This window comes from Brevundimonas sp. (assembly GCF_035627055.1).
Classification (GTDB): Bacteria; Pseudomonadota; Alphaproteobacteria; order Caulobacterales; family Caulobacteraceae; genus Brevundimonas.
The window spans coordinates 39,923-53,876 of record NZ_DASPMM010000007.1 but is presented as its reverse complement, the minus strand read 5'-3'; the positions used below and the strand labels follow the sequence as shown (position 1 = coordinate 53,876).

Here is a 13,954-nt window from a genome sequence, read left to right as displayed (position 1 = left end):
TCACGCGCTGATCGCCGCGGCCGGCTCCCGCCCGCCGCGCAAGCGCTCGCCGTCGAACCAGTCGATGGTCCGGCGCAGGCCCTCCTCCAGCGGGGTGGCGGGGCTCCAGCCGAGCACCTCGGCGGCGCGGGCGATGTCGGGCCGGCGGCGACGCGGATCGTCGACCGGCAACGGCCGGTGGACCACGCGCGACGCGGAGCCGGTCAGGTCCAGCACCACCTCGACCAGTTCGGAGACGGTCATCTCGACCGGATTGCCGAGGTTGACCGGGCCAGGCTGGGGCCCGTCGTGTTCCATCAGGGCGATCAGGCCGCCGATCATGTCGTCGACGTAGCAGAACGACCGCGTCTGGCTGCCGTCGCCGAAGACGGTGATGGGCTGGTCGGCCAGGGCCTGGCTGATGACATTGGAGACCACGCGGCCGTCGGCGGCGGACAGGCGGGGGCCGTAGGTGTTGAAGATGCGGGCCACCCGCACCTCGCCCCGCCCCGAGCGGTCGTAGTCGAAGGTCAGCGTCTCGGCGGCGCGCTTGCCCTCGTCGTAGCAGGCGCGCGGCCCGATCGGATTGACGTTGCCGCGATAGGTCTCCGGCTGGGGGTGCACCTCGGGGTCGCCGTAGATCTCGCTGGTCGAGGTCAGCAGGAAGCGGGCGCCGCATTTCTGGGCCAGTTGCAGCAGGTGGGTGACGCCGACCACGCAGGTCAGCATCGTGTGCTCGGGATCGGCCTGGTACTGCGGCGGCGAGGCGGCGCAGGCGAGATCGTAGACGCGGTCGAAGCGGCGTTCGGTGAGCCGCGCCGGCAGGGGATCGACGACGTCGTGGCGGACGAACTCGAAATTCGGCTTCTTCATCGCCGCCTCGAGATTGGACAGGTCGCCGGTCTGCAGGTTGTCGAGGCAGACGACGTGATGGCCGTCGGCCAGCAGGCGGTCGCAGAGGTGGGATCCGAGGAAGCCGGCCCCGCCGGCGACGAGGACCGACTTGCGGTCCGGGGTGGTCTTCATGGAAGTCTCCGTTGAACGGGCGGGCAGGGCGTCGCCGCGGCGCGATCGCGCGGCGAGCAGTTCGCGCTCCACGGTTTCAGCGCGATGGGCGGGGGTGTGGGCGGCGAGGATGCGATCGCGAGCGGCCAGGCCCATGCGCCGGCCGTCGGCGGGCGGGGACTGCAGGGCGGCGACGACGTCTTCGCTGGTGCGCGCGAGGATGATCTCGTGGTCCGGGGTGAACAGCTTATCCAGCCCCGGCCACACGTCCGAGATCACCGGGGCGGCGCAGGCGGCGGCCTCGAACAGCCGGATCGAGGGGCTGTAGCCGGCCTCGACCATGTCGGCGCGGGTGGCGTTCAGGGTGAAGCGGCTGGCGGCGTAGAAGGCCGGATGGTCGGCCGGCGGCACATGGTCGATGCGCTGGACATTGGCGGGCCAGTCGATGTCGTCGGGATACTGCGGCCCGGCGACGACGAAGCTCATCTGCGGCAGGCGCCGGGCCGGTTCGATCAGCAGCCGGTCGAGCACCGGCTGCCGATCCGCGCTCCAGGTGCCGAGGTAGGACAGGTCCCAGCGGCGCGGGGCGTCGACCGGCCGGTACGTCTCCGGATCGGCCGAACAGTAGAGGGCGCGGGCGGCGGGCGAGCCGTAGTCCCGCTCGATCCGCTCCAGGGTCGGGCCGCCGGTGAAGGAGAAGTAGACGTCGTAGCCGGCGATCTGCCGGGGCGCGAGATAGTCGCAGTCGTCGCGCTCCAGCCGACCGAGAGTGACCGGGGTGTCGATGTCGTAGAAGGCGACGACGCCCCTGGCGCTGCGCTTGACCCAGTCGCCGACCGCGATCCCGTCCGGAACATAGGAGCCGACGATCACGGCGTCGGCGGTCGCCACCTCGCCGGCGAAGGCTTCGAGCCCTTCGAGACCGTCGTAGAATTTCAGGGCGCAGTAGTCCGGGGTCTCGAGGTCGCGGTGGGCCGAATACCAGGGCGTCTCGCGCTCGAGGAACAGGATGCGGTGGCCGCGCCCCGCCAGCGCCTTCAGCAGGGCGCGGAAGGTGACCGCGTGGCCATTGCCCCACGACGACGACAGGCTGAGTCCGAGGACGACGATGTTCATCGGCCGGCTCATGCGGCGGTCCTTTCGCGGCGGGCGGCGAGGGACTGGCGGAACAGGGCGTCGGCTTCGTCGGCCCGGCGGGCGTAGGTGTGTTCGGCCAGCACCCGGCGCCGCGCGGCCTCGCCCACGGCGCGGGCCCGTCCGGGCGTCAGGGCGGCGAGATGGTCCGCCACCTCCTGCCCGTCACGGGCGACCAGCACCTCCTCGTCCGGCTTGAGAAAGCGGTCGATTCCTTCCCAGTGGTCGGTGATCAGGCAGGCCCCGGCCCCCGCGGCCTCGAACACCCGGGTGGCGGGCGAGAAGCCGTTCTCGGCCATGCTGTCGCGCGACACGTTGAGCACCGCCAGCGACGAGCAGTTGAAGGCGTTGTGGTCCGCCGTGCCGACGTGGCCGAGAGCGCGGACGTTCGCCGGCAGCGGCTTGTCATGCCAGCCGTTGCCGCCGAGCAGGAATCTCCGGTCCGGCAGGCTGGCGGCGGGTTCGATGAAGAACCGCTCGATGCGCGCCTCGCGGTCCGGCAGGCGGTTGGCGAGCAGCGACAGGTCCGCCGCGAACCGCGCCTGCGGCTCGACCGGGTGGTGGGTGGTCGGATCCAGCGCATTGTAGATCGGCCGGCACAGCCGCGCGCCCAGCGCCTCGAAGGCCGACATCACCGGCGGGCCGCCGCCGTAGGTCAGCACCATGTCGATCTCGGGCAAGGCGCGGCGCAGGGGATGCTCCGGCTGATCCCGGATTTCCGCCAGGGTCGCGGGAGCGTCGACGTCCCAGTAGGCGGTCAGGGCGTCGGACCGCGCATGATCGAACACGGCCAGCAGCGCGTCGTCGAACACGCCGACGCCCGAGGCCTTGACCACCACATCGGCCTCGGCGGCGCGGGCGATCACCGCGCGGCAGGCGTCGGCGGTGTTGTCCCAGACCACCACCTCGGCCCAATCCGGCGGATCGATGTCACGGTGCGACTGGCGGTCGAAGGCGTCCGGTTCGTAGAAGGTCACCTCCCAGCCGCGCGCCGCCAGCTCACGCAGCATGCCGCGGTAGTAGGTCGCCGCGCCGTTCCAGTAGGCCGACAGCAGGCTGGACCCATAGAAGGCGATCTTCATCAGGCGGTCTCCAGATCGGGGGCGACAGGCGCGGCCTTCAGGCGCGCGACGATGGCCAGCAGCTCGTCGACCCGGTGGCTGCAGGTGTGGCGGGCGCGGATCGTGGCCAGCCCACGGGCGGCGAGGGTCGAGCGCAGCGCGGGCTCGGCCTTCAGCGCGCGCAGGGCGCGGGTCATCCCGGGGCCGGAGCGGACCATCAGGAAGTCCTCGCCCACCGTGAACAGGTCCTCGCTGTCGTCCCACGGGGCGCTGACCAGGGGGATGCCGCAGGCCAGGGCCTCGAACACCCGGATGGTCGGGATGCCGGGCAGCTGGCGCACGTAGAACCGGCGCGGCACGTGAACGGTGGCCATGTGGCGGGCGAAGGCGGCGGGCGCCGCGGCGTTGGCCAGCCAGCCGTGGTAGCGGGCGCCGTAGCGCTTCAGCGTCTTCAGCGCCTCGGGGGGATAGCGGACGCCATGGATGTCGAGGCTCAGCCCGGCGTCGCGGGCGGGGGCGAACAGGAAGCTCTCCAGCTCCTTCGTCCGCTCGCCATCGCCCCAGTTGCCGATCCAGATCAGCCCCTCGCGCGGCGCCTCCTCTGTCGGCGGATGGAACAGGCGAATATCGGCGGCCTCATGCCAGACGAAGACGCGGTCGCCCCAGCCCCAGCGGCGATAGACCTCCGCCAGCGTCTCGCCGAAGGCCAGCACGCCGTCGTAGCCGGACAGGTCGAAGGTCTTGATCCCGCCCGGTTCGCTGACCGCCCGGTGGTGGGTGTCGTGGAACAGCAGGGTGAACCGGCCGCCGCGCTTGCGGGCCCGTCCCACGGCGGCGACCAGTGCGGGCTGGTTCCATTCGTGGACGATGACCAGATCCGCCCCGTCCAGGGCCTGCTCCAGCCGGGGCTCGTCGAAGCGGCGGCTGGCCAGTTCCGGGTAGGCGCGGCGCCAGGGTTCGAGCCCCGCCTCGCCGTGATCCGCCACCAGATTGGCCCGGCTCCAGGCGTCGCGCGGCTCGTGCACCGCCACCTCGTGCCCGCGCGCGACCAGTTCGCGCAGCACGCCGCGGAGGAAGTGGGCGTTGCCGTGGTTCCAGCACGACTCCAGCGAATGGGTGAAATAGACCACCTTCACGCCGCCACCTCCGGGAAGGGCGCGCGGGCGGCGAGGGTCTCGCCATAGACCGCCAGCGTGCCCTCGACCATGGCCTCGACCGTGAAGCGGGCGCTGCGCTCGGCCGCGCATCGTCCGAGGTCGGCGGCCTGCGCCGGGTCGTCCAGAAGGGCGTCGAGCGCCTCGGCGACGGCGGCGTCGTCATCGGCCGGCACGAACACCGCCGCGCCCTGCCACAACTCCCGGAAGGTCGGGATGTCGGACAGGACGAGGGCGCAGCCGGCCTGCGCCGCCTCCAGCACGCCGAGGCCGAACGGCTCGTAGAGCGACAGCGACGCGAACACCGCCGAGCGTTCCAGATGCTGCGCCAGCACCGGCGCGTCGAGCTGGTTCAGGCACAGGATGTTGTCAAAGGCCGCGGCCTGTCCGTCCGGACCCCTGAGCGGGCCGGCGGCATGAACCTGGCCGCGCATGCGGCCGGCCGCGCGATCGAGCGTCCGGACGTTCTTGGCCTCGTCCCAGAGGCGGCCGGAGGTCATGACCACGGGATTGCGCTGCGTGGGGCCCGGGCCCGTCGGCGGCGTCCGCCCGTTGCGCACCGCCTGGGGCAGCAGGCCGTAGAGGGCCGCGGTCTCCTGCATGAAGGCGTAGCTCGGGGCGATCAGCCGGTCGCAGGCGGCGTAGCCCCGCGTCAGCAGCTCGGTGCGCCAGCGGAAGGGTTCGGGCATGGGCTCCTCGCCCTTCACCGTGCTCCACCAGCTGGCGAGGCAGGAGTGGCAGGCCCCGACCACCGGCATCGCGAACCGGCCCTCGGCGGCGAGGGCGGGGGTGTTCAGGTGCACCAGGTCCGCGCCGTGGGCGGCCGCCAGCCGGGCGACGCCGTGCGCGGCCTCGGAGACGTCTGCGGCGTTCGCCGCCGTCCAGTCGAGGGGAAGGCCAGTCTCGACGACCGTCAAATCCTCGATCCGCCCGGCGGCCCGGCGTTGGCCCGGCTGCGGCGAGGGGCCGAGGACGGCGAGCGTCACCTCGACGCCGCGCGCGATCAGGCCGGCGGACAGGTCCAGCGCGTAGGTCCACACGCCGCCGACGGCGTCCGTGGTCATCAGCACGCGACGCGGCTGCAGCGACGTCATGCCGCGACCGTCTGCGGCGCGGTGACCAGACCGCCTTCGGCCTGCAGCCAGCGGGCGAGGTCGGCGACGCCGTCCCGCCATCCCGTCGGCGCCGCCAGCCCCAGGGTGGTGCAGGCGGCCGAGGCGTCGGCGACGAAGTAGCGCTGATCGCCCGCCCGCCAGTCCTCGAACCGCACGTCGGCGCGGTGGCCGATCAGGCCTTCCATGTGGGCGATCAGCTGGCGCAGGCTGACGGCGTTGGCCGGCCCGCCGCCGAGGTTGAAGGCGCGGCCCCGGACCTGGTCGATCCGCTCCAGCGCGGCGACATAGGCGTCGACCGCGTTGCTCACGTGAAGGATGTCGCGGACCTGCCGGCCGTCGCCGAACAGGGTGATCGGGTCGTCGTTGAGGGCCCGGATCAGGAAATGGGCGACCCAGCCCTGGTCCTCCGTGCCCATCTGGCGCGGACCATAGATGCAGCTCATGCGCAGGACGCAGGCGGGCACGTCGAAGCTGCGGGCGTAGTCGAGGACGTACTGGTCCGCCGCCCCCTTGGAGCAGCCGTAGGGGGTGTGGAAGTCGAGCGGCCGCCGCTCGTCCACGCCCGCCGCCCGCAAGGTCCGATCGGTCGGGGTCCAGGCGTCGTCGACCAGTTCCAGACCGACGTCGGCGAGGTCGCCATAGACCTTGTTGGTGCTGGCGAAGATGACCGGCGTACGCCGCTTCCGCGCGGCCTCGAGGACGTTGATCGTGCCGCCGAGATTGATGTCGAAATCCTCGCGCGGGTCGTCGAGGCTGGTGGTCACCGCCACCTGGGCGGCCAGGTGGAAGACGGCGTCGACGTCGGCGACCGCGGCCGCGACCGCCGCCGTGTCGCGCACGTCCGTCTGCAGGTTGCGGATGCGCGAGCGGTGGCGCAGCAGCAGCCACTTCAGGTTCCGCTCGACGCCCGGCCGAGCCAGGGTGTCCATCAGCACGACCTCGTGGCCGGCGCCCGCCAGCCGGTCGGCCAGGTTGCTGCCGATGAAGCCGGCCCCGCCGGTGATCAGGACCCGGCTCATGCGACCAGACCCCGCATCTCCAGTTCGCGCCGCGCTTCGACGACCCGGTCCTCGGCCTCCTGCCTCGCGACCCATTCGGCCAATTCCTCGAGGCCTTCGGAGAAATCCGCCCGCGCCTCATAGCCGAGCACCTCGCGCGCCCGGGTCAGATCGGGAATGTTGTGGCGGATGTCTCCGGCGCGGGCCTGCTGGGTGATCTGGGGTTCAAGGTCGGGGCGGCCCATCGAGGCGGCCTGCAGCCGCGCCACTTCCTCGACCGTACGGTCCTCGCCGGAGCCGATGTTGAAGACCTGCCCGTCGGCCTCCGGCTTCTCCAGCGCCAGCAGGAAGGCGCGGGCGACGTCGGAGACGTGCACGAAGTCGCGCCGCTGCTGACCGTCCTCGAACACCATCGGCGCCTGGCCGTTGGCGATCCGCGAGGCGAAGATGGCCAGCACGCCGGTGTAGGGATTCGAGAGCGCCTGGCCGGGTCCGTAGATGTTCCACAGCCGCAGGGCGCAGCTCTCCATGCCGTACTGAGCCGTCAGGGTCAGGGTCAGCCGCTCCTGGACATATTTGTTGATGGCGTAGACGCTCTTCAGCGCCGGCTGTTTGGTCTCGGGGGTCGGGACCGGGATCAGCGGCCGGCCGTGCGCGTCGAGCGGGTCCCACCCGCCGTCCGCATGGCGCGGGCCGCGCACGACCTCCTGCATCAGCGCGCCGTCGGCGGTGCGGTACAGCCCCTCGCCATAGATGCTCATCGACGAGGCGACGACGACGCGCTGGACCGGCTGATCGATCAACTGCTGGAACAGCACGGCCGTGCCGTAGTCGTTGACCGAGGTGTAGCGGTCGATGGCGTACATGCTCTGGCCGACCCCGACCTCGGCGGCCAGGTGGATGACCTTGTCGACGCCGGACAGGGCGGCCAGCACCGCTGCCTCGTCGCGGATGTCGCCGACCATCAACTCGACGTCGGAATCCAGTTCGTGTGGTCGGGTCCGGGTCGGGTGGACCTGCTCGATGAGGCTGTCCAGCGCCCGCACCCGATGCCCCTGTTCCAGCAGGGCCCGGGCAAGGTGACGGCCCACGAAACCGGCCCCGCCGGTGATCAGGATGGTGTCGCCCATCAGCCTCGCTCCCGAAGCCGGAAGGTGTCGCAACGGGCAGGGCGAAGGGTCGTGGGCACTGCGGCTCTCCAGTCCAGGTTCGAGCCAGCAACATCTTCTTCTACTGGTTAGTTCCCCTGCCGCCTATGTCGGATACACGACATTAGAACAGAGATGCTTATTTCGCCGAGGTAATTTCAATGCCCGGAACAGCGTAGCAATATTCGGATGCCAGCGTTGCTGTTGATCAGGCGGAACCATAAGCTTTGTAGATGCTTCTCCAATCGTCCGGCTTGCATGGGGCGGCCGGACCCCGGGAGATGCCCATGGGTCGGAAAAAGGTGCGCATCGGCGTCGTCGGCGTCGGCAACTGCGCCTCCTCGTTCGTGCAGGGTCTCAGCCACTATGCCGAGGCGGTCGGCAACGAGCCGCCGCCCGGGCTGATGAACGTCGAGCTGGGCGGCTACCACGTCGGCGACATGGAGATCGCATCCGCCTTCGACGTCCATGCCGGCAAGGTCGGGCGCGACGTCGCCCAGGCCATCTTCAGCGACCCGAACAACACCATCCGCTTCGCGGCGCCTGATCCCACCGGCGTGCAGGTCATGCGCGGACCGACCCTGGACGGCATCGGCCAGTATATGGCGGGCGACATCGAGGAGGCGGCCGAGGACCCGGTCGACGTCGCCCGGGTCCTGCGCGACAGCGGCACGGACGTGCTGGTGTCCTATCTGCCGGTCGGGTCGCAGCGCGCCACCGAGTACTACGCCGAGGCGGCGCTGAAGGCCGGCTGCGCCTTCGTCAACTGCATTCCGGTGTTCATCGCCTCAGACCCGGCCTGGGCGGCGCGCTTCCGCCAGCGGGGGCTGCCGATCGTCGGCGACGACATCAAGAGCCAGGTCGGCGCCACCATCGTCCACCGCGTGCTGGCCAATCTGATGCGCGAACGCGGCGTCCGCATCGACCGGATGTACCAGCTCAATTTCGGCGGCAACTCCGACTTCAAGAACATGCTGGAGCGCGAGCGGCTGACCTCGAAGAAGATCTCGAAGACCCAGGCGGTGACCAGCCAGCTGGACGTGCCGCTGCCGGCTGACGACGTCCACGTCGGACCGAGCGACTTCGTGCCCTGGCTGACCGACCGGAAATGGGCGCACATCCGACTGGAGGGCACCACCTTCGGCGACGTGCCGCTGAACATCGAGCTGAAGCTGGAGGTCTGGGACAGCCCCAACAGCGCCGGGGTCGTCATCGACGCCGTGCGCTGCGCCAAGGTCGCCATGGACCGCGGGGTCTCCGGTCCCCTGATCGGACCCTCGAGCTGGTTCATGAAGTCGCCGCCGGAACAGTTCACCGACGAGGAGGCCCGGCTGCGCACGCTGGACTTCATCGAGGGCCTGGACCAGTCCGCGCCTCGCCTCGCCTCGTGACGACGGTCGTCTTCCTGGTGCGGCACGGCGTCCACGATCAACTGCAGGGGCGGCTGTGCGGCCGGGCGGCCGGCGTCCGCCTCGGCGAGGCTGGACTGGCGCAGGCGGACGCGGCGGGGCGGCGTCTCGCGGGCGAAGGCGTCGAGGTGGTCCACACCAGTCCGCTGGAACGGACGCGGCAGACGGCGGAACGGATCGCCGGGGCGTGCGGCGTCGCGCTGCAGAACGAGGAGGCCCTGATGGAGATCGATTTCGGGGAGTGGAACGGGCGGACTTTCGAGAGCCTGGAACCGGAGCCGTCGTGGCGGGTCTGGAACAGCGCCCGCGACCTGGCGCGTCCGCCGTCGGGCGAGACCATGCTGGAGGTGCAGGCCCGGCTCGCCGGCTGGCTGGAACGAACCGTCCGCTCCGGCGCCCGCGTCGTGGCGGCGGTCAGCCACGCCGACGTCATCAAGGCCGCGGTCGGCCTGGCGACCGGCCTGTCCATGCGCTGCCACGACCGGTTCGAGATCAGCCCCGGATCGATCACCACCCTGGTCGCCGCCGACGGGCTTCTGAAACTTCACGCGCTGAACGAGGTCCCCCATGGCTGACCTGAATCCGGAGCAGATCCGCGCCCGCGTCGCCGAGCTCGGCGACTGGTTCCACAACATGGACCTGAAGGGGGTGCGCACCGCGCCCGATCATTTCCTGTACGACTACCCGGCCAACAAATTCGCCGGATTCGCGCATGCCATCCCCGCCGACCTGACCGGCAAGAGCGTTCTGGATATCGGCTGCAACGCCGGCTTCTACTCGATCGAGATGAAGCGGCGCGGGGCCGACCGGGTGCTCGGCATCGACTTCGACGACCGCTACCTGGCCCAGGCCCGCTTCGCCGCCGAGGTGGAGGAGGCGGACATCGAGTTCCGCAAGCTGTCCGTCTACGACCTGGCGGCGCTGAAGGAGCGGTTCGACCTCGTGATCTTCATGGGGGTGCTCTACCACCTGCGCCATCCGCTTCTGGCGCTGGACCTGATCCACGAGCACGTCGCCGACGACCTGCTGCTGTTCCAGTCGATGCAGCGGGGCTCGCCCGAGGTCTTCCCCGTCGCGCCCGACTACGACTTCAACGACCAGGCCCATTTCGACGCGCCGGGCTATCCGAAGCTGCACTTCATCGAGCACCGCTACGCCCACGACCCGACCAACTGGTGGGCTCCCAACGCCGCCTGCAGCGCGGCAATGCTGCGCAGCGCCGGCTTCGAGATCCTCGAACATCCGGAAGAGGAGGTGTTCCTGTGCCGCCGCGGGCCGCCGCCGAGACTGGGCGCGGCCTATCCCGCGCGCCCCTCGACCAACGGCCATGACAGGAGCGGAGACAAGGCGTGATCGAAGCGGTCAAGATCTGGAACGAACCCAACAACAAGTCGCACTGGGACCCGCTGCTGGACCCCGAATGGGACCTCTTCGCGCAGATGACGCGGCTGGCCGGCCAGGCCATCCGGGCCGAGAACCCGGACCTCACTCGCGTGCTCGGCGGCATGTCGCCGATCGATCCCTTCTTCCTGCAGCGGCTGGAAGGCAAGGGCGTACTGGACCACGTCGACGTGGTCGCGGTGCACGGCTTTCCTCTGGACTGGAACCTGTGGCCGATCGACGCCTGGCCGGAGAAGGTGGCCGAGATCCGCGCCGTCACCGACAAGCCCGTCTGGGTCACCGAGGTCGGCGTCTCCTCCTTCGGTTCCGAGGAGGTGCAGGCCTGGGGGGTGAAGAAGACCGCCGACCTGCTGATCGGCCAGGCCCCGCGCATCCACTGGTACAGCCTCTACGACCTGCCCCGCACCTGGGAGGCGACGACCCGGCACAAGGAGGCGGAGGGCTCGTCCTACTACCGGCATTTCCACATGGGGCTGCTGCGCGAGGACGGCTCGCCCAAGCCGGCGGTCGGCGCCTATGCGCCCTACGCGGCCCGGATGGGTCTGTGCCAGTGGTTCCACTTCCACGACCACCGGCTGGACGACGCGGCGGCCTGGTTCCGGCGACTGGGCGTGCGCCATGTGCGGACCGGCCTGTCCTGGGCCGACCGGTACCGCGAGGGCGCGCTGGACTGGTTCGACCGGCAGATGGAGGCGCTGGCGGAGTTCGAAACCACCGTCACCTTCTGCTTCACGCCCGAACACCGGGGCATCGAGCCGCACCACACCAGTCCGCCGCAAGTCGCGGAGGAGTTCGCGGAGTTCTGCGCCGAGATGGTCGCCCGCTATGCCCCGCGCCGGGCCGCGCCCGTTCAGGATCACATCGTTTCAAGGGAGCTGGCATGAAGATCGGCGTCATCGGCACGGGCTATGTCGGCCTGGTCACCGGAACCTGTCTGGCGGAACTCGGCCACGAGGTGGTCTGCGTCGACGCCCTGCCGCAGAAGATCGAGCTGCTGAACAACGGCGGCTGCCCGATCTACGAGCCGGGCCTGATCGAGCTGATCCGGACCCAGCGGCAGGCGGGGCGGCTGACCTTCTCCACCGATGTCGCAGCCATGGCGCCGGATCGCGATGCGATCTTCATCGCCGTCGGCACGCCGCCCGGGCCGGACGGCGAAGCCGACCTCGGCTTCCTGCGCGCGGCGATCGCCGATCTGGCGCCGCACCTCGCCGGCTTCACGGCCGTGGTCACCAAGTCGACGGTGCCGGTCGGGACCGGCGACCGGATCGAGGCGCAGCTGGCCGAGCTGCGGCCGGACGCCGACGTGGCCGTGGTCTCCAATCCGGAGTTCCTGCGCGAAGGCTCGGCCATCGGCGACTTCCTGAAGCCGGACCGCATCGTGGTCGGGACCGACGACGGGCGCGCCCGCCAGGTGATGCAACAGGTGTATGCGCCCCTGACCGACGCCGGCGCGCCGCTGCTGATGACCGACCGCCGCACCTCCGAGCTGATCAAATACGCGGCCAACGCCTTCCTGGCGGTCAAGATCAGCTACATCAACGAGATCGCCGACCTGTGCGAGGAGTTGGGCGCCGACGCCGCGCGGGTGGCGGAGGGCATGGGCCTGGATGCGCGGATCGGGGCGCGGTTCCTCGAGCCGGGCCCGGGCTTCGGCGGGTCCTGCTTCCCCAAGGACACGGACGCCCTGCTCGGCACGGGCCGCGCCGCCGCCGTGCCGCTGCGGGTCGTGACCGCCGCGGCGGAAGCGAACCGGGAGCGGAAGCGCCTGCTCGCCGCCCGCGTCGCGGCGGTTGCGGGCGATCTCAAGGGCCAGACCGTCGCCGTCCTGGGGCTGACCTTCAAGGCCGGCACCGACGACATGCGCGAGGCGGCCTCGCTGGAGCTGATTCCGGACCTGCAGCGGCGCGGGGCGACGGTGAGGGCCTTCGATCCGAAGGGGATGGAGGCGGCGCGCGACCTGCTGCCGGGCGTGGTTTTCTGCCGCGACGCCGTCGAGGCCGCCAGGGGGGCGTCGGCGGTGGTGGTGCTCACCGAATGGCCAGTCTTCCGGACGCTCGACCTGTCCCGCTTGGCGAGCGTGGTCGAGACGCCGCGGCTGATCGACATGCGCAACCTGTTCGATCCGGACGACGCCACCCGGGCGGGCTTCGACTACGTCTCGATCGGCCGGCCCGCCGCCGCTGCGAGGGAGCCCGCCCGGACCAACCCCCTACGCGCCACGCGGTCGGCCGGAGCCGCCGCCTGACATCGCCTCGAGCCGGTCCAGGGCGGCCCCGAGCCGCCCGCGCGACCAGGCCAGCGCCTGGTAGAGGGCGAGCATGGCGGCGGCCCAGCGCAGATAGAGGCCGGGCCGGCCGGTGCGCCGCGCCAGCTGGAACATCGGACGGCTCCAGCGGCTGATCAGAAAGCGCATGGCGTAGACGGCCCGGCGGCGCAGCGGCAGGCCTCTCCGCCCTGGAGCGATCCGCTTGCGCGGCCGCACCCTGCCGGGGCGGGGCCAGCTCAACCGCCAGGCCAGCCCTTCGCGCCGGTGCCGGAACCCGGCCGCCTGCGTGCGGTGGATGAAGTCGGCGTCGACCGGCTCGAGCTGCAGCCGGCCCTCGCCGACCGCTTCGCGCACCATCCGGTCGAGCTCCGGCGCGCGCACCACCACCACATTGGTCCCACGCCCATCGGACGAGTACGGCTCCACCCAGGCGTCGCCGAACGAGATGTCCGCCGTTTCGGCCACGACGTCGTCGCACCAGTCGCAGGCCGGGTTCTGGAAGAAGCCCGCCCCCCAGTCGCCGTCGGCGAAATTCCACCAGTCGCGGCGCCGCTCTCCTCCGTCTTTCAACTCGAACGAGGCGGTGTAGACATTGGCCGGCCGGTCAGGGTCCTTGAGGCGGTAGTCCATCCGGGCGACGTCCTCCATGCGGACGCCGGTCTGCCGGGCGAAGCTCTCGGCCATGCGCAGGCTTTTCATGTGGCCGCAGAACAGGCCGAGGGTGAAGACGATCCGTTCGCGCAGCACCGGGTCGCCCGCCCGCAGCAGATGCACCGCCTTGATGAAGCAGGGCACGCCGAGCACGGCGTAGCGTCCCGGCGTCTCGCGGATGGTCTGGATCACGCCGGACAGTTCGACCGGGTGGTAGCGCGACTTGGCGGCGGCGCTCAGCTCCTCCAGCGTGCGGGACAGGCGGTAGCCGAACAGCGGGTCGTCGGCGGCGTCGCGCGGCAGGCCGCCGACATGGGCGACGGCGTCGACCCGGCCGGTGCGCAGCAGCTCCGCCGCCGTCCAGTTGGCCATGCCGCCCGAACTGCCGCTGGTGCGGAACTCGCCCTCCGCGACATGGCCCACCCACGCCGAGACGAAGCGGCCTATGCGAGCATCGTCCAGCGGCGCATCCGGGTAGCGGCCGATCGCGATGTCATCCTCGTCGGCCGCGGCCGGGGAAAAGGGGCAGAGGGCCGAGAACCCGGACGAGCGGGTCCGTCGCCAGCCGGCCGGCCCGGTCGGCTTCAGATGCCCGTGAGGGTCCATGGCCATGGCCGAGCGGCCGCTCCG

Annotated in this window: 12 protein-coding genes; 5 read left to right on the top strand and 7 right to left on the bottom strand. The window is 71.0% G+C overall.

From position 1 onward, the window contains the following. Genes VEA98_RS02685 through VEA98_RS02660 form a run of 6 tightly spaced genes read right to left on the bottom strand, consistent with a single transcriptional unit; the run spans window position 1 to window position 7,576 of the window. Window positions 1-2,112: a bifunctional glycosyltransferase/UDP-glucuronate decarboxylase gene (locus VEA98_RS02685; protein ID WP_324810914.1), complete on the bottom strand. Its 2,112-nt coding sequence runs from the start codon at window positions 2,110-2,112 to the stop codon at window positions 1-3. Continuing rightward, window positions 2,109-3,200 (bottom strand): CgeB family protein, encoded by a 1,092-nt coding sequence (locus VEA98_RS02680; protein WP_324810912.1) that lies wholly within the window; start codon window positions 3,198-3,200, stop codon window positions 2,109-2,111. Before VEA98_RS02680 ends, VEA98_RS02685 begins: the two co-directional genes overlap by 4 nt. After that, window positions 3,200-4,315 carry a CgeB family protein gene (locus VEA98_RS02675; protein WP_324810911.1) on the bottom strand — a complete coding sequence of 372 codons (1,116 nt, stop codon included), beginning with the start codon at window positions 4,313-4,315 and terminating at the stop codon, window positions 3,200-3,202. Before VEA98_RS02675 ends, VEA98_RS02680 begins: the two co-directional genes overlap by 1 nt. Further along, window positions 4,312-5,427: a glycosyltransferase family 4 protein gene (locus tag VEA98_RS02670; protein WP_324810910.1), complete on the bottom strand. Its 1,116-nt coding sequence runs from the start codon at window positions 5,425-5,427 to the stop codon at window positions 4,312-4,314. Before VEA98_RS02670 ends, VEA98_RS02675 begins: the two co-directional genes overlap by 4 nt. Beyond that, the gene (locus VEA98_RS02665; protein WP_324810908.1) at window positions 5,424-6,467 is read right to left on the bottom strand and encodes an SDR family NAD(P)-dependent oxidoreductase; all 1,044 of its coding nucleotides are present in this window, start codon (window positions 6,465-6,467) and stop codon (window positions 5,424-5,426) included. The genes VEA98_RS02670 and VEA98_RS02665 overlap by 4 nt, the downstream gene beginning before the upstream one ends. After that, a complete protein-coding gene (locus tag VEA98_RS02660) occupies window positions 6,464-7,576 on the bottom strand; it encodes an NAD-dependent epimerase/dehydratase family protein (protein WP_324810906.1) in 1,113 nt (370 codons plus the stop codon). Before VEA98_RS02660 ends, VEA98_RS02665 begins: the two co-directional genes overlap by 4 nt. Before the next feature lie 305 nt (window positions 7,577-7,881). On the opposite strand from VEA98_RS02660, the gene VEA98_RS02655 reads away from it, so the two are divergent. From VEA98_RS02655 to VEA98_RS02635, 5 genes are read left to right on the top strand one after another with little or no spacing between them, the layout of a single operon-like run. Then, window positions 7,882-8,985, top strand: coding sequence for an inositol-3-phosphate synthase (locus VEA98_RS02655; RefSeq protein ID WP_324810904.1), 1,104 nt, complete (start codon window positions 7,882-7,884; stop codon window positions 8,983-8,985). After that, window positions 8,982-9,578 (top strand): histidine phosphatase family protein, encoded by a 597-nt coding sequence (locus tag VEA98_RS02650; protein ID WP_324810902.1) that lies wholly within the window; start codon window positions 8,982-8,984, stop codon window positions 9,576-9,578. The genes VEA98_RS02655 and VEA98_RS02650 overlap by 4 nt, the downstream gene beginning before the upstream one ends. Then, a complete protein-coding gene (locus VEA98_RS02645; protein WP_324810901.1) occupies window positions 9,571-10,356 on the top strand; it encodes a TIGR04290 family methyltransferase in 786 nt (261 codons plus the stop codon). The genes VEA98_RS02650 and VEA98_RS02645 overlap by 8 nt, the downstream gene beginning before the upstream one ends. Continuing rightward, window positions 10,353-11,288: a beta-xylosidase gene (locus VEA98_RS02640; RefSeq protein WP_324810900.1), complete on the top strand. Its 936-nt coding sequence runs from the start codon at window positions 10,353-10,355 to the stop codon at window positions 11,286-11,288. Before VEA98_RS02645 ends, VEA98_RS02640 begins: the two co-directional genes overlap by 4 nt. Next, window positions 11,285-12,652, top strand: coding sequence for a UDP-glucose/GDP-mannose dehydrogenase family protein (locus tag VEA98_RS02635; protein WP_324810898.1), 1,368 nt, complete (start codon window positions 11,285-11,287; stop codon window positions 12,650-12,652). Before VEA98_RS02640 ends, VEA98_RS02635 begins: the two co-directional genes overlap by 4 nt. Here VEA98_RS02635 and VEA98_RS02630 read toward each other — a convergent pair. After that, window positions 12,617-13,936: a Coenzyme F420 hydrogenase/dehydrogenase, beta subunit C-terminal domain gene (locus tag VEA98_RS02630; RefSeq protein WP_324810896.1), complete on the bottom strand. Its 1,320-nt coding sequence runs from the start codon at window positions 13,934-13,936 to the stop codon at window positions 12,617-12,619. The two genes, VEA98_RS02635 and VEA98_RS02630, sit on opposite strands and share 36 nt — an antisense overlap. Between the last annotated feature and the right edge of the window lie 18 nt (window positions 13,937-13,954).

Excerpts from the sequence above, each read along its gene's own strand:
- VEA98_RS02670 (WP_324810910.1), bottom strand. The coding sequence starts at position 5,427 with ATGACGTCGCTGCAGCCGCGTCGCGTGCTGATGACCACGGACGCCGTC.
- VEA98_RS02660 (WP_324810906.1), bottom strand. The coding sequence starts at position 7,576 with ATGGGCGACACCATCCTGATCACCGGCGGGGCCGGTTTCGTGGGCCGT.
- VEA98_RS02630 (WP_324810896.1), bottom strand. The coding sequence starts at position 13,936 with ATGGCCATGGACCCTCACGGGCATCTGAAGCCGACCGGGCCGGCCGGC.
- VEA98_RS02665 (WP_324810908.1), bottom strand. The coding sequence starts at position 6,467 with ATGAGCCGGGTCCTGATCACCGGCGGGGCCGGCTTCATCGGCAGCAAC.
- VEA98_RS02680 (WP_324810912.1), bottom strand. The coding sequence starts at position 3,200 with ATGAAGATCGCCTTCTATGGGTCCAGCCTGCTGTCGGCCTACTGGAAC.
- VEA98_RS02655 (WP_324810904.1), top strand. The coding sequence starts at position 7,882 with ATGGGTCGGAAAAAGGTGCGCATCGGCGTCGTCGGCGTCGGCAACTGC.
- VEA98_RS02645 (WP_324810901.1), top strand. The coding sequence starts at position 9,571 with ATGGCTGACCTGAATCCGGAGCAGATCCGCGCCCGCGTCGCCGAGCTC.
- VEA98_RS02685 (WP_324810914.1), bottom strand. The coding sequence starts at position 2,112 with ATGAGCCGGCCGATGAACATCGTCGTCCTCGGACTCAGCCTGTCGTCG.
- VEA98_RS02635 (WP_324810898.1), top strand. The coding sequence starts at position 11,285 with ATGAAGATCGGCGTCATCGGCACGGGCTATGTCGGCCTGGTCACCGGA.